The sequence below is a fragment of the Sporosarcina sp. HYO08 genome (assembly GCF_001563475.1).
GTDB lineage: Bacteria > Bacillota > Bacilli > Bacillales_A > Planococcaceae > Sporosarcina.
Genome location: NZ_LPUT01000001.1, coordinates 337254 through 353033, shown reverse-complemented (window position 1 = coordinate 353033; position 15780 = coordinate 337254). Strand labels below are relative to the sequence as shown.

At 42.6% G+C, this 15780-nt stretch carries 14 protein-coding genes and 1 other annotated feature (1 of these 15 cut by a window edge); of the genes, 3 read left to right on the top strand and 11 right to left on the bottom strand.

The window, feature by feature from the left end; genetic code table 11:
* Positions 1 to 152: 152 nt before the first annotated feature.
* From AU377_RS01695 to AU377_RS01675, 5 genes are all read right to left on the bottom strand, one after another.
* Positions 153 to 1358 carry a type II secretion system F family protein gene (locus AU377_RS01695; protein ID WP_067403157.1) on the bottom strand — a complete coding sequence of 402 codons (1206 nt, stop codon included), beginning with the start codon at positions 1356 to 1358 and terminating at the stop codon, positions 153 to 155.
* Positions 1355 to 2398, bottom strand: a complete 1044-nt coding sequence (locus AU377_RS01690; RefSeq protein WP_067403153.1) for a type IV pilus twitching motility protein PilT — start codon at positions 2396 to 2398, stop codon at positions 1355 to 1357. The genes AU377_RS01695 and AU377_RS01690 overlap by 4 nt, the downstream gene beginning before the upstream one ends.
* Before the next feature lie 13 nt (positions 2399 to 2411).
* Positions 2412 to 4079: a GspE/PulE family protein gene (locus AU377_RS01685; RefSeq protein ID WP_067403150.1), complete on the bottom strand. Its 1668-nt coding sequence runs from the start codon at positions 4077 to 4079 to the stop codon at positions 2412 to 2414.
* Positions 4080 to 4100: 21 nt separating this feature from the next.
* Positions 4101 to 5417 carry a VanW family protein gene (locus AU377_RS01680; RefSeq protein ID WP_067403148.1) on the bottom strand — a complete coding sequence of 439 codons (1317 nt, stop codon included), beginning with the start codon at positions 5415 to 5417 and terminating at the stop codon, positions 4101 to 4103.
* Positions 5418 to 5682: 265 nt separating this feature from the next.
* The gene (locus AU377_RS01675; RefSeq protein WP_067403145.1) at positions 5683 to 6900 is read right to left on the bottom strand and encodes a folylpolyglutamate synthase/dihydrofolate synthase family protein; all 1218 of its coding nucleotides are present in this window, start codon (positions 6898 to 6900) and stop codon (positions 5683 to 5685) included.
* Between the two features lie 62 nt (positions 6901 to 6962).
* Here AU377_RS01675 and AU377_RS01670 point away from each other — a divergent pair, with 62 nt between their 5' ends.
* The 3 genes from AU377_RS01670 to AU377_RS01660 all read left to right on the top strand — a co-directional run bounded on the left by AU377_RS01670 (position 6963) and on the right by AU377_RS01660 (position 9685).
* Positions 6963 to 7829, top strand: coding sequence for a RimK family alpha-L-glutamate ligase (locus tag AU377_RS01670; RefSeq protein ID WP_067403142.1), 867 nt, complete (start codon positions 6963 to 6965; stop codon positions 7827 to 7829).
* Positions 7826 to 8632 carry a RimK family alpha-L-glutamate ligase gene (locus AU377_RS01665; protein WP_067403139.1) on the top strand — a complete coding sequence of 269 codons (807 nt, stop codon included), beginning with the start codon at positions 7826 to 7828 and terminating at the stop codon, positions 8630 to 8632. Before AU377_RS01670 ends, AU377_RS01665 begins: the two co-directional genes overlap by 4 nt.
* A 111-nt stretch (positions 8633 to 8743) precedes the next feature.
* Positions 8744 to 9685, top strand: a complete 942-nt coding sequence (locus AU377_RS01660; RefSeq protein WP_067403902.1) for an MBL fold metallo-hydrolase — start codon at positions 8744 to 8746, stop codon at positions 9683 to 9685.
* A 46-nt stretch (positions 9686 to 9731) separates the two neighbouring features.
* Here the strand turns inward: AU377_RS01660 and AU377_RS01655 are convergent, their stop codons facing one another.
* The 6 genes from AU377_RS01655 to AU377_RS01630 all read right to left on the bottom strand — a co-directional run bounded on the left by AU377_RS01655 (position 9732) and on the right by AU377_RS01630 (position 15726).
* Complete coding sequence (locus AU377_RS01655; protein ID WP_067403136.1) at positions 9732 to 10103, bottom strand: putative zinc-binding protein; 372 nt, start codon at positions 10101 to 10103, stop codon at positions 9732 to 9734.
* 193 nt (positions 10104 to 10296) lie between these two features.
* Positions 10297 to 10800 carry a hypothetical protein gene (locus AU377_RS01650; RefSeq protein ID WP_067403132.1) on the bottom strand — a complete coding sequence of 168 codons (504 nt, stop codon included), beginning with the start codon at positions 10798 to 10800 and terminating at the stop codon, positions 10297 to 10299.
* 272 nt (positions 10801 to 11072) lie between these two features.
* Positions 11073 to 12008 (bottom strand): hypothetical protein, encoded by a 936-nt coding sequence (locus tag AU377_RS01645; protein WP_067403127.1) that lies wholly within the window; start codon positions 12006 to 12008, stop codon positions 11073 to 11075.
* Between the two features lie 32 nt (positions 12009 to 12040).
* Entirely contained in the window at positions 12041 to 12451 is a 411-nt protein-coding gene (locus AU377_RS01640; protein WP_067403124.1) for a type II secretion system protein, read from the bottom strand.
* Positions 12448 to 12873 carry a prepilin-type N-terminal cleavage/methylation domain-containing protein gene (locus AU377_RS01635; RefSeq protein WP_067403120.1) on the bottom strand — a complete coding sequence of 142 codons (426 nt, stop codon included), beginning with the start codon at positions 12871 to 12873 and terminating at the stop codon, positions 12448 to 12450. The genes AU377_RS01640 and AU377_RS01635 overlap by 4 nt, the downstream gene beginning before the upstream one ends.
* A 204-nt stretch (positions 12874 to 13077) precedes the next feature.
* The gene (locus AU377_RS01630; protein ID WP_067403115.1) at positions 13078 to 15726 is read right to left on the bottom strand and encodes a valine--tRNA ligase; all 2649 of its coding nucleotides are present in this window, start codon (positions 15724 to 15726) and stop codon (positions 13078 to 13080) included.
* 47 nt (positions 15727 to 15773) lie between these two features.
* Positions 15774 to 15780 (bottom strand) — a binding site (T-box leader); it runs 213 nt beyond the window's last position.

Genomic DNA, 15780 nt, shown 5'->3' with positions numbered 1-15780 from the left:
TTTATTTTTTCTTCGTTCCTCTATGATGTTTCTATGTGGTCTCCCTCCCTTTCCCTCCCTTCTGCCAGCACTGTCCCTCTGGGTGGTGCCAGGCGGAGTCACAATTCACGGAAGGACGCGAATTGTGTCTCCGTCCGGCACCACAACAGGTGTTAGATCTGCTCATACAAGCTAAACATCGGCACCATAATCGCGAGTACAATTGTCCCAACAACTGCCGCCAGGATGACGATCATAAGCGGTTCGATCATGGATTTCAATGTGTCGACGGTACGGTCGACGTCGTCTTCGTAGAAGTCGGCGATTTTTTCGAGCATGTAGTCGAGTGAGCCGGTTTGTTCGCCGATTGCTGTCATTTGGGTGACGAGCGGCGGGAAGAGCCAGCTTTTTTGGAGTGGTGCGGTTAAGGTGCTCCCTTTTTCCAAGCTTGCTCTTGATTCCAAAACAACTTTTCCGATGACCGGATTTCCGACGACGCGCTCGACGATCGTTAATGCTTGTAAGATCGGAACTGAGCTGCTAAACAACGATGCTAGTGTTCGAGACATTCTTGCAATGGCCGATTTTTGCAGCAGCTTGCCAAAGATCGGCATGCGAAGAAGTAAGTAATGGACTTGATAGTGAATGTCTTTATTCGTTTTATAAAGATAATTAAAACCGATAGTGGCAATGATCAGAACGATAGCGATAAGCCACCACGCTGTTTTCAACATGTCACTTGCTTTCATGACGAGCACTGTAATGAGCGGCAGTTCTGCGTCAAAGTCTTCGAACATCGCAACGAATTGCGGCACGATCGTTAAGAGTAAAAAAACGACGACGATTGCCGTAATCACGGCTAAAACAGCTGGGTAAATCATTGTTGATTGGATTTTCTTTTTCAATGTGTGCTGTTTCTCGTAATAGAAAGCTAATCTGTCCAATGTCTCTTCCAAATTCCCTGTCGCTTCTCCCGCCCGTACCATGTTCACGAACATTGGCGGGAAAACTTTGCTGATTTTCCCGGCCGCGGTTGAAAAAGCGGTTCCTGACCGGACATCCTCTTCTACGGTGTATAAAGCTTGCTTCAACGCTTTACTCGGCGTTTGTTCGGCTAAAATTTTTGTTGATTCCACAAGGGGGATGCCCGCGCGAATGAGCGTTGCAAACTGCCGGCAATAGACAACGAAGTCTTCATTTTTCACACGTGATCCAAAGGATATTTGCTTATGTAAAATACTTGTCGATTCTGCAATTTCCCTCGGATTAATCCCTTGCTGCCGCAACTTGGCAACGGCAGCGTTTTTGGATTCTGCATCGACAATGCCTTTTTTCACCCGGCCATCCGCCGTCCTGCCGATATACTTAAAAACGGTCACTGGAATTCACCTTCATCCAAATACTGCTTCACATCGTTGAAGTCGATGATTCCTTTTGTAATGAGCTGTTGAATGGATGATTCTAGCGTATGCATGCCAAGCGCCCGACTTGTCTGCAATATATTCGGGATTTGATGGACTTTTTCGGAACGAATTAAATTGGCAATTGCCGGCACTTGAATTAACACTTCCGTTGCTGGGACACGTCCCCGACCCTCTTTTTTCACGAACAGTCGTTGCGAGATAATCCCTTGTAATACGTTTGCGATTTGAATGCGAATTTGCGCCTGTTGGTGCGGTGGAAAAACATCAATCATTCGGTCGATCGTTGTTGCGGCACTACTCGTGTGAAGTGTCGCTAAAACGAGATGACCTGTTTCCGCAGCTGTAATGGCAGTGGAGATCGTTTCCAAGTCCCGCATTTCCCCGACGAGAATAACTTCGGGGTCTTGACGTAAAGCTGCTCGTAGCCCGTTAGCAAAACTCATCGTATCCGATCCAACTTCCCGTTGGTTGACCATCGATTTTTTATGGACATGTAAATATTCGATTGGATCTTCTAACGTTACAATATGCTTTGCGGAATACTCGTTGATGTGATTAACCATTGCTGCTAGCGTTGTTGATTTTCCAGAGCCGGTTGGACCTGTCACAAGAATAAGTCCTTGCGGCTTTTCTGCAAGTTCATATAAAACGTGTGGCATCGCCAGCTGTTCGACCGTTGGAATTTCTGACGGAATGAATCTGGCCGCAATAGCGATTAACCCACGTTGATGAAAAGCATTCACACGGTAGCGGCCAACTCCAGGCAAAGCGTAACTAAAGTCCATTTCCCCTTTTGCTTTAAACGCTTCTTTTCCCGATACGGGTAAAATGCCATCTAACATCTCCTCTAAATCTGTCGGCATTAGCTTCCGGTCATCTAATTGACGTAATTGACCGTCCACTCGAATGACAGCAGGTATTCCAACAGTAGCATGTAAATCCGATGCACCTTGTTCATACGCTACCCTTAGCAATTTGTTGATCCTACTCGACATCGCTTCCCCCCCTTTAATTAGACGTCGCTACCCTTAATACCTCATCGATCGTTGTGAGTCCATCCGCAACTTTTTGCAACCCATCTTCCATTAACGTCTTAAATCCTTTCGTTTTGGCGTATTCGCGAATTTCTATTGATGTAGCTTGTTTGGTAATTTGTCCTTTAATCATTTCATCCACCTGCAACAATTCGTGAATAGCAAGACGTCCGCGGTATCCGGTATTTGTACAAGCTGGACAACCTTTTCCTTGAGTGATTTTTGTTACTGGAATATCGTACTGTTCAAACACCTTTTGTTCATGTTCAGACGGCGCTCGATGCTCTGCGCAATCACGACACACACGTCGAACAAGTCTTTGCGCCATCACCCCAAGCAGTGAAGAAGATAAAAGGTAAGGCTCGATTCCCATATCTGTCAATCTTGAAATAGATTCGATCGCATTGTTTGTATGTAGTGTACTTAGTACGAGGTGACCCGTTAACGATGAACGGATCGCAATTTGCGCGGTTTCCATATCGCGGATTTCCCCGATCATAATAACGTCCGGGTCTTGACGTAAAATAGAACGCAAACCAGAAGCAAACGTTAAGCCGATTTCTTCGTGTACTTGAATTTGATTGATCCCTGCGAGTTGATATTCGACCGGATCTTCAATCGTAATGATATTGACTTTTTCATCATTTAAATGGTTAAGCCCCGCGTACAAAGTTGACGATTTACCGGATCCAGTCGGCCCTGTTATTAATAAAATGCCATTTGGCTTATTCAACATCGACTGAAAAGCTTGTAAGTTTTGTGCTGTAAATCCCAGGTTATCTAAGTCATTTAACGCGTTGCTTAAATCCAAGACCCGCATAACGATTTTCTCACCGTAAATCGTTGGCAACGTCGAAAGCCGGATATCGATCGGGCGATGATGAACGATCGATTTAATGCGGCCATCTTGCGGAATCCTTTTTTCCGTAATATTTAAATTGCCCATAATTTTAACGCGTGCAATGACGATGTTCTGCATGTTTTTCGGCAATGTCCGTTCTTCCCGTAAAACCCCATCGACCCGGTAACGAATTTTCAAATCTTGATCTTGCGGATCAAAATGGATATCACTTGCACGTTGCACGACACCATTTGCGATGATTTGATTGACTAGACGGACGATCGGTGAGTCTTTATCAGTGATATCATTAATTTGTGCTTCTTCATCCGCCGAAACTAAGTCACCCATCGCATCTTCCATCGATTCTTCCAAGTCATAGTACTTCGTAATCGTCCTAAAAATATCGTCCTTTGCCGCAATACTCGTTTCAATTTGACATCCCGTTACCATGCGGAGTTCTTCGATCGCAAAATAGTCCATCGGATCAGCCATTGCGATTAGTAACTTGTTTTGGTCGCGTCGGACAGGCATGAGATCTGCCCGCTTCGCTAATTCTTTCGGCACAAGGCGGATTAGTTCCGGATCGATTGGATACTGGCTTAAATGGATGCGCGGAATGCCAAGCTGCTTTTCCAGTACTTCGATTAATTGGTTTTCCGTAATCCATTGTTGCTTGATAAAATAGTCACCGATTCTTTCATCGCGCTTTTTATGGGCAAGTGCCTCTTCTAATTGTACTGTAGTAATAATATTCGCTTCGACTAACAAGTCACCGATTCGTTTTCGTGAAGCAGGTCTCACTAGAAACGCACCTCTATTTCTTTATTTTGTCCGGATAAGATTGCCGCCTTTATCATATACAGCGTCTTTTGAATCTTTGTTATCCGCTCCTTCTTTTGATGGAGACTTGTCTAGATTTTTCTCATCCGGTTGTTTAGTTGCTCCTGCGGACGTACCATCTGTTGGCGTAGACGTGCCATCTTGTGTGACAGTTGCCGGCGGTGCCTCTGCGGATGAAACTAAAACAATTCGATGAATAGGCGGATAAAAGTCACGACTAATTAATTCATCCTTTTCTAACGAGCCGCCTGAATAGACTTTATACACCTGTACACGGAAACCGTCTTTCCCTTCCTGCTCGACTTTTTGATGTCCAGCGGTCAAATTTGGCGTCAGTCTATAGATCGTTCTCGGTTTCACAGTTGCTTTATTGGACACTAGGTAAGATACGGTCATATCTGTTTTAAATGAATAGACTTCGATTAGTAAACGACCTTCTTTGATATCGGCATAAATGACATATGGTCTACCCGTTTGATTTTCGAATGCCAAATCGAGCCCTCTTCTGACATCGACTTTCGCTTCGATCCCCGGTTCTAAGTATGCTGGTACTTTACCTTGGGAATGACGTTCTACTACGATCAACTCTGTTTGCAACATCGCGCTGTATAGCGTGGAAGCGACAAAATTTGCCGCATCTGCTGAATAAAGGCTATCCGTTTCATTCAGCGTCGCTAAAAAAGAATATTTTTCTTCGTTTGTAATGATCGTTTCATTTAAAGCGGCGGCTATTTGAAAAATGCCTGTACCATTTTCCGCAGTGTCTTGCAGCTCAAATGAAATTCGATCCATATTGTCTTTCGACAGGGCTATTTCTTTCGGTTGAACAACTTCGCTTTTTAATGCCCCCGCATGTTCTCGAATCGCTTGAATGGTTTCTTCTTTATAAAAGAAAGGCGCCCCATCTAACAACTTATTAACTTCCTCATCGATTGTTACTTCCAATGGAATTCGCACTTGCCTTTTACCGCCCCAAAGCTGATACCAAGGTTTTTCGGTTAAGTTTATGTAATGATCTACTGTTTTTTGTATGTCAAAATGGATAAAATTGGCGGGCACTTCGAATGCACCTGTCTCGCCTTGTACGATCACATCATGTTTTTTCCAATTGGCCACTTCTTCCGCCAAAAGTGCTAACATGTCATTTTTCTTTACGCCATCGACTTGTATGCCAGCAATCGAACCCATATCGCTTTCATCTTTTGCCGAAACGAATGTAGATGGCGTCACCATTTGAATATATAAGAAAATAGTCAAGAGACCCAAAAAAACGATAGGGAAATAGAACTTAAGTCTCATCTGGCAATGTCCCCTTTATCAATTAAGCTTCCCAATTAATGGTTAAACAAATCTATTTACCTATGATTATACTTTCTTTAAAGAATACAGCAACTATTTTTTTGATTTTCACACATAACATTAATAACTTTTCTACAAAATTAGTAAAATATACATATTTTTGTTTCATATCTGAAATAGCTAAAAATCGGATATCTTTTCACCATCACCTCCTGAAAAATTTCGGCATATCTTCATAAAAAAGATCGGTCGCCCGATCTAAGGATTAATCCATTAAGCTTGCAATTAAATAGAGCGAACCAGCAACTACTTTTTTGCATCCGTTATCACTTAACTGTAATAACGTTTCTTCCACACTTGTTGTCGTTGTCTTGTCGTCATGCTCACAATGATTTAGTAATTCGTGCGCACTAATTGCTTCTGGATGTGGAAAAGAAACAAATGTAAAGGAAGCCGCCACAGGGATTAACTCCTGCAAAGTACCTTCAATATCCTTTCCTTTTATCATCCCAATGATAAAATCTACCTTCTCCCCCGGAAATTCCGTTCGAATTGTATGTGCGAGCATTTTCGCCGCAGCGGGATTATGTGCCCCATCCATATAGACATCCGCTGCAATTTGTTGAAAACGAAAGGCTAATTGGGCGGTTCGAATGGCGGTTGCGACTGCTTGTTCTTGAAGGTCAATACCCGCCACTTGTAATGTTTCAATGGCGACAGCTGCATTGATCGCTTGGTGGGGACCTTTCATTTTCCGCTCTGGCAAACGGAATTTACGCATACCATTGAACTGTTCCCCCTTTAAAGATTGCTTCATCGTAAATTGATCATTGTAAAGAAAAAGTTGACTATTATTAATATCGGCTGCTTTCCGCATAATTTGAAGGGTTTCTCCCTGTAACGGCCCGCAAATGACCGGGACCCCTTCCTTTATAATGCCTGCTTTTTGCGTCGCAATTTCTGAAAGGGTGCCACCAAGAAACGTCGTATGATCGAGTGCGACGGATGTAACGACCGATGCAATCGGCTGTACAACATTCGTGCTGTCCAAAAGCCCCCCCATTCCAGTTTCCAACAAGACGTAATCGGGCCCAATCCGGTCAAACGTAATAAATGCCGCAACCGTCAGCAATTCAAAATCCGTTAATTGCCCACTTAGCCCTGCTCGTCGAATCGTTTGGAATGTGCTATCAAGTTCCTCTTCTGGGATCGGTTTCCCATTTAGTCGTATTTGATCATGGATATCAATGAGTGCTGGAGATGAAAATACGCCCATTGAAAATTGATGTTCTCGCAAAATTGCTTCCATAAAAGCAATAGTGGAACCTTTTCCATTCGTACCAGCCACATGAATGGCCCGGATATTTTTTTCGGGATTGCCCACTTTTTCTAATGCATGTTTGATCGCATCTAGTCCAGGTTTGATCGAATGATCGCTTTGTATAGCCCATTTTGTTAAATAATGTTGTAGTTTGGGAATCATGTAAACCCTCCGTGTGGTAAAATCTATCTAGAAAAAGTATATCATGGTCGGGGGAACGGGAATTGAAGAAATGCTGGATTATTTATAATGGAAGTTTAACGAGTGATAAATTTAAAGATCAGGCCGAATTAGTAAAAGAAGCCGCCGAAAAAGCAGGCATTGCCGCAGAACTGAAAAAAAACTATGAAGTGATGATGAATTTGAAGGAAATCGTGGATCAGCCACCCCATTTCATCGTTTTTCTCGATAAAGATATTTTACTTGCAAAGTATTTAAAAAACGCAGGGATCCCAGTTTTTAATGACCCGGAAGTGATTCATACATGCGATAATAAGGCGTACCAATATTTGGAATTGGCGAAGCATGGAGTGTCAATGCCAGAAACGATCCTTGCGCCGAAAGTATATCCCAAATTTACGATTCAGGAATCCGGCTATTATGAGCGTGTGGTGGAACAGCTTGGACTCCCAATGATTATTAAAGAAGGTCATGGATCGTTTGGTATGAAAGTGTATTTAATCGAAAACGAGGAGCAATTTTATGAAAAAGTGGAAGCGTTGCGAGGTGTCGATTACGTCTTTCAAAAGTTCATCGCCACGAGCCGCGGACGGGATATTCGGGTGAATATTGTCGGCAAGAAAATCGTTGCTGCGATGTATCGCTATTCCGAGACAGATTTCAGGGCGAATATTACAAATGGCGGCGTTGCGCGTCAAGTTGAACTGACGGCGGAGCAAGCGAAACTGGCATTGCGAGCGGCACAAGCTGTTGGCGCAGAGTTTGCGGGTGTCGATTTATTATTTGGCGAAAACGAAGAGCCACTCGTCTGTGAAGTGAATGCTGCCGCGCATATTCGTAATATTTACAATGTCACTGGGATTAATGTTGCAGATGCGATGATTGCGTATATTTTGGAGAAGCTCGGATGAAGGGGTATGTGTATTATTCAAGTTTTGAGGCAAATCGCAACGGGGCGTTTATCATTGATTTACAAAAAGAAGCGTCCGCGATCGGCATTGAATTGACGTTACTGGTAGATGATGAAAAACCTGAAGCAGATGCAGATTTTATTTTATACCGTGATCGTAACCACGAACGTTCTGCTGGATGGGAAGACGCGGGTTTCCGTATTTTCAACCGATCCGAAGTGAACCGTGTTGCGAATCATAAGCTGCGTACGTTTGAGTTTGCGACAATGCTTGGCATTCAAGCCATCCCGACTAAACGCGTTCAGGAAGTGACGGATATTCGAACCTACCCCATTGTACTAAAGACGGTTGACGGACATGGTGGAAATGAAGTTGTGCGATGCGAATCTTCACATGATGCAAAAGTGTTTTTGAAGGAGTTCTCAAATCGGGAACTCATTATGCAGCCTTTTATTCAATCGGGTTCCACTGACGTACGAGTCTTCATGATGGGAAATGAGGTGCTCGGTGCGGTAAAACGAATCGGCAATGATTCATTCAAATCCAATTATACACTTGGCGGAACTGTTGAAAAATACGAGTTGGTAAACTGGCAAGTAAAAGAAGTCACGATGATCACCCAGGTGTTAAAAAGTGACTATATCGGGATCGACTTTTTATTATTGCCAGATGGCCGCTGGATTTTGAATGAAATTGAAGATCCGGTCGGTGCCAGATCAATGTACGCGACGCATGATTTTTCGGTGGCAAGGAAACTGCTGAACTATATCAATGAAGAGATCAATATGCTTGTTCGGATGTGATGTTCTGGCAGGTGATTCGTTCGATCCTTTCATTTTCTCTCCTTTGAAACGAGTCACTTGATGGAAATCATGCTCATTGTTATAGTCATTAAAGAAGAATGGGGGAATTCGATGCTTGAACAATTAGGCATTACGACCGTTACATTAGATTTGCCTTTCCGACTGAACCATGTGAATTGTTTTATGGCAGAAGGTGAAAATGGCTGGACTATTATCGATGCAGGACTACATAATACGTATACGAAAGCAGTTTGGGAAGAACAGATACGCGGTAAAAACATAACGGATCTATATATCACCCACTATCATCCAGATCATTTTGGTTTTGCCGGCAGACTTCAACAAATGACCGATGCACGCGTATCTATGTCAAAAACAGATGCCCACAATAGCCTTTCAAAATGGAATATGGATTTTATCCAGGAGCTGCCCGTTCATTACGAAAAAGCAGGGCTTCCGCTTGAAATGGCTCATCACATTGCGAAAGACAATGAAAAAGCCATTCGTTCTGTCACGCCTTTTCCGACATTCGATCATTATTTCACGGAAGGTGAGAAGGTTCTGATCGGACGTTATGAATATGAAGTGATCTTTACACCGGGGCACGCTGAGGGATTGGTTTGCTTTTATAATGCAGAGAAAAATGTACTTTTTTCAACCGATCATATTTTGCCGGGCATCAGCCCCAATATTTCGCATTGGTTTGGAAAAGAGGAGAATCCGCTGCGATCGTTTTTTCATTCATTAGAGAAAGTGAAACAATTAGATGTGGAGTTTGTCATTCCTTCACATGGGAGACCTTTTTACGGTGCGAATGAGCGAATTAATGAACTCATTAAGCATCATGAGGAACGATTGGAAGAAACACTTCAAGTGATCACTGTGGAGTCGACGGTTTTTGAAACGTGCGAGCGCCTCTTCCGCCGGGAATTGTCCGTCCACGAATCACGGTTTGCGATTGGTGAAACGTTGGCACATCTAGAATACTTGCGGCAGGATGGTCAATGCCTGAGAGAGTTAAAAGATGGTAAGTGGTATTACTCGGCAAATTAAAAAATAGCGGCACCCATTCGCGGGTGACTGCTATTTTTTATGATCATCATTGCGTAGGTACGGCCAAGTTTTCTAAGAGTTGTTCGTACACCCTTTCCGTCAGCACCGGATCTGGATCGACACCATTTTTCTTTGGAACATCATATTGGGTCAAGATAAAATGGTGTTTCGGCTGCAGGTCATGCCTTGCTAAAATATGCTTCGAACAAGAGAGCGGACAGCCATCCAGCGCAATAATATCCCTGCCCGACTTCGCCGTTTTCACAAGTGATTTGACATCGCCGCCGACACCCGCAATACAAGACATTTCCGCAATTTCCGCCCGATCCATTTTAATCGCAATTGTATTAGCGGTCTGAGCTGCGGAAGAGCAGCCCGAACATGAATAAACAAGCGGCATATCTGTTTTTTTCCTCATCCTCACACAACTCCTATCTATCTTTATACTCGAACAATTCAAAGTATTCGAGAGTTAAGTTTAATACACTTCTAGATTCAATTCTGTGATAAATATCACAGATAATTTTGTTTTTAGTTGTGTGAGGATTTTGTTGTGCTGGACTTGCTTGTTTAAACAATCCAATAGCTTCTTTATGAAGGCACTTACGAAGTTACTGATCTGGATTTAAGAGAAAAACGTCTTTCTCGATTTGTACGGTTTTATGTTTTAAATATCTAATGTCTTTGGAAACCGTAGCTTCAAATGCAATGCGGGCCTTCGCAACTTCTTCAAACTGTAAACCGATCCCATTTAGTTTCTCGTCAATCGAATCCAGACGAGAATCCACCTGTTCAAAACGATTTTCCATGTTCGATTCAACTTGTTCAAAGCGGTTCGACATTTCTGATTCAATATGCTCAAAGCGATTGGTCATCTCTGATTCAAAACCCTCGAAGTGGTTTGTCATCTTTGATTCAAAACCCTCGAAGCGGTTTGTCATCCCCGATTCAAAACCCTCGAAGCGGTTTGTCATCCCCGATTCAAAACCCTCGAAACGGTTCGTCATTTCCGATTGGAGTTCATTAACACGACCATTCATTTTGGACATTTCCGTCTGTAGTTCGGAAATAGATCCCATCATTTTCTTCATCATTTCTAACATTTGTTTTTCCATTAAACTCCACCTCCGAATCTTCTTTATGTATTTTTGTTTTTATTTAATATCTACGCTGACCCTTACTATATAACAGAAAAGAGAGTACGTAAATTGTACAGAAAGTCGGATAACTTCATTTTGGAATTGAATTTGAGGGCATTTTTAGATTTTAAACGAAAAAGACTATCTAATTCCGTGAAAAATAAAATTTTGATGAATAAAAACATCCCTTGATCAAAAAGGGATCAAAGGATGTCGAATAAGTTGAAATTGTGGAACGCGTAGGCACCTTAAAATCTTTCAGCCTCAATATATTTGGGGCCAACGCTAGGATGAACAAACCAGTTTATCTTAGGATTAATGAGATTCGGACAGTTCGCTTTACTAGGTTGCACTTTATATTGATCTAAATCACCCAAGTTATTACCCGTTACATTTCCCTGCACAAATATGCTTGCATTATTTATTTTACCAGGGCCAGTATGAAAATAGGCATTACCATTTACAACGATATAAACTTTTCCACTAATATTTTCAGGTACACTTCCCAATACTGTTAAATCGCCATCCACTACGATACATGTATGATTATTAATATCTATATTCCCTTCAATATACAAATCATTCATTACAGTCAGATTTGTATTGTGATTTCCATTCACCGCTGTAAGATTACCTTTGATATGAAGATCTTTATTAATTGGGCCGTAACCATTTTTAGGTATTTCAAATCCTTTTTCTATTATCAAGACATCATCTCTTGTAGGTGGGGAGTGCTTCCCATCCAGATCCTTCCCATTTTTAGTATTTATGACAATTGTTGCTTCGATTTTGCTTCTTGTTGTTCCAGATATTGGTTCCCCTAATGACTCTATTTTAATTTGTAACCTTTCTTCAACATTGTCATAGATACTATTAATCCTTTTTACTTTATAACCATAACCTACTTCTGGAATAGATATTCCTACTATATTATTCTTCAAACTATCAATATCTTCATCGTTACTAGAAACAGCCTGTTCCACAATCTTTTCCACTTCTGCCTTATAATGCAAAACCCCCATCTCCGCCAAGTGCCTCGCCTGCACTCGCTCCTCTTTCTTCTTAAATTGCTTTGCTGCGGAGATGTTCATCGTAAGAAGACTCATTCCCAGTAGCGTGAAAACTACCACGAGCAATAGCACTATCAATAACGCACTACCACGTTCACTATTCCTAATTTTCATCTTGATCCCTCCTCGTATATTAGAAGTAGGAGCTACTGTAACTTGCTAAATATTGTATCAACCGAGAATGATTTACCGTCCTTTTCAATTGTTAATTCGAAAGTAGGTGAGCCCAATCGAGCTATAGTTGGAGTCACACTATACGTATAACCTTCAGATATTATCTTTCCATTCATTTTTAGAACCTTATTAGCGGCATCACTTTCCAACTTAATTTCATTTTTATATTCTACGTCTGTGATGTCCCCCTGACGTTTCAAATACTCTTTTCTAACTGTTTCTGTAATATAATTCGCTTCCTGCTGAAGTTTTTGGTTTGTAGCGCTTCGTTCGGATGCCCTGAATCCATTAATAAAGACTGTTGTAAGCAAGGTTATCATAATACCCACAACGGCAAGAACTGCAAGCAATTCTATTAGCGTTAGACCACGTTCATTTTTCATGGCGTTTCCTCGCTAACATTAAAGTACATTTCTGTTGTAAATGGTAAGGCTTTAATTCCTGTTTCAGAAAGTGATTCTATGGTAATTATTGCTTTACCTAGGGTGGAAATCGGACCCGGAGTTGCATTAATTTCCACTTTATAAGAAGGATAAGTCGTAGTGTCTACATATAAGCCGCCAACAAGTTGAAATTCATCTAACCCAAGAATCTCGTCCTGACTTTCGATATCGCGGATTTTTGCTACGACTTCCTCCGCGACTTGCACAGCTGTCAACTTCTCTTTATTAAACTTAGAGTATTTTGTAGATTGAGTGAAAAAGCTAAAAAAAGTGACTAATACAATGGAAAGAATAACAATCGCCGCTAGCACTTCCACCAGCGACAACCCACGCTCATCTATCCGTTTGTTCAACTTTCCCATCCCGATCCCCCTTTTACAAAGTGATTACTAATTCATTTTTCCTATATACAAATTATAATTCTATTAAACTACTGTAACTTCAATACCATATTACCATAAATTACTTGCAAGCTATCAATTTCAATCTTCGGTTTTTTTGAATTTCCTACATAACAAAAACCCCGCAGAAATTTCTCTCCGCGAGGCTTTCCATGCTCTAAAATATTAAATCTCTTTCAACTCCTGCATACGGCGCTCAACCGCCGCACGTTTTTCCAGGTAGTCTTTTTCTTTTGCACGTTCTTCCTCTACAACTGCCTCTGGGGCTTTGGAAATGAAACGTTCGTTGGATAGTTTTCCTTGGACGCGTTTGACTTCGCTTTCCCATTTCGCCAGTTCTTTTTGAAGTCGTGCGAGTTCTTCATCGATATTTAACAAGCCTTCAAGCGGCAGGAATAGTTCTGCGCCTGTGACGACTGCTGACATCGATTTGCCTGGGGCTTCGATGTCTTTTCCGATTGTGAGTGTTTCTGGGTTACAGAAGCGTTCGATGTAGCCGCGGTTTGCTTCGAGCACCGCACTCGTTGCTTCATCTTTTGCCGCAATGTAGAGCGGCACTTTTTTGCTCATTGGTGTGTTCACTTCTGCGCGGATATTTCGTACTGCACGAATGATGTCCATGAGCAGTTTCATATTTGAAGCACGCTCAACATCAGATAGTTTTTCATCGACAGTCGGCCATGCCGCCACTGTGATGGACTCCCCTTCATGCGGCAAGTTTTGCCAAATTTCTTCCGTGATGAATGGCATGAATGGATGCAACAAACGCATTGTGTTGTCGAGCACGTGCGCAAGCACCGAACGTGTCATTTTCTTCGCAGCTTCGTCTTCTCCGTACAATGGCAGCTTCGCCATTTCGATATACCAGTCACAGAAATCATCCCAAATGAAATTATAAAGCGCACGACCCACTTCACCGAATTCATATTTATCCGCGAGATGCGTCACTTGCTCGATCGTTTCATTCAAACGTGTTAATATCCATGCGTCAGCTACAGATTTCTCGCCGGATAGATCGATCTCATCATACGTCATGCCATCCATATTCATGAGTGCAAAGCGGGATGCGTTCCAAATTTTGTTCGCAAAGTTCCATACTGCTTCTACTTTCTCATTTGAATAACGAAGGTCATGCCCTGGTGACGATCCCGTCGATAAGAAGTAGCGGAGTGCATCTGCCCCGTACTTGTCGATGACATCCATCGGGTCAACGCCGTTGCCAAGTGACTTGGACATTTTGCGTCCATCTTCCGCACGTACAAGTCCGTGAATTAAGACATCTTTAAATGGACGCTGCCCTGTAAACTCTTTTCCTTGGAAAATCATGCGGGATACCCAGAAGAAAATGATGTCATACCCTGTCACAAGCGCATCTGTCGGGTAGTAGCGCTTGAATTCTTCATTGTCTACATCTGGCCAGCCCATCGTTGAAAACGGCCATAATGCAGAGGAGAACCATGTGTCCAATACGTCTTCGTCTTGCTTCCAATTTTCAGCGTCTTGAGGCGCATCGTGTCCAACGTATACTTCGCCCGTTTCCTTGTGGTACCAAGCCGGAATACGGTGCCCCCACCAAAGTTGACGTGAAATACACCAATCATGAATGTTTTCCATCCAGTTCAAATACGTCTTTTCAAAACGTTCCGGCACGAAATGGACTTTGTCTTCTGATTGTTGCAGTTTAATCGCTTCATCCGCTAGCGGCTGCATTTTAACGAACCACTGCGTAGAAAGGTAAGGCTCAACGACTGCGCCGCTGCGCTCAGAATGTCCGACAGAGTGCAAGTGATCTTCGATTTTGAACAGAACGCCCATGTCTTGCAAGTCCTTCACAATTTGCTTCCGGCATTCAAAACGATCCATGCCGTTATATTTACCAGCCAGTTCATTCATCGTGCCGTCTTCATTCATGACAAGTACGCGCGGCAAGTCATGACGGTTACCGATTTCAAAGTCATTCGGGTCATGCGCAGGCGTAATTTTCACGGCGCCACTTCCAAACTCCATATCAACGTAGTCGTCTGCGACAATCGGGATTTCACGTTCAACGATTGGCAATTTTACCATTTTACCGATTAAATGCTTATAGCGCTCATCTTCTGGATGCACCGCAACGGCTGTATCGCCGAGCATCGTTTCTGGACGTGTCGTCGCAATTTCGATGCTGCCCGTACCATCCGCCAGCGGATAACGCATATGATAGAATGCGCCTTGTACATCTTTGTGAATAACTTCGATGTCGGAAAGAGCTGTTTTTGTCGCTGGGTCCCAGTTAATAATATATTCACCGCGGTAAATAAACCCTTTTTCGTACAACTTGACAAACACTTCACGCACCGCACGTGAAAGTCCCTCATCTAACGTGAAGCGCTCGCGTGTGTAATCAAGCCCAAGCCCAAGCTTTGCCCATTGTTCACGAATATGACCTGCATATTCTTCTTTCCATTTCCATGTTTCTTCCAAAAACTTTTCGCGCCCTAAATCATAGCGTGACTTTCCTTCTTCACGCAATCGTGCTTCAACACGTGCTTGGGTTGCGATGCCAGCATGGTCCATTCCAGGAAGCCATAAAGCATCATATCCTTGCATACGTTTCATACGAACGAGAATATCTTGTAATGTCGTATCCCATGCGTGGCCTAAGTGCAGTTTTCCTGTCACGTTCGGCGGTGGAATGACGATTGTATACGGTTCTTTCTCGCTTTTTGGCTGTGCCTCAAAATACTTCCCTTTTAACCACCATTCGTAACGACCCGATTCAATCGCCCCGGGATCGTATTTTGTTGGCATTGACGTTTGCTGTTCGTTCGTCATAACTAAATTCCTCCTTAAAATTGAACACAAAAAAACTCCTGTCGTCTTTAAAGG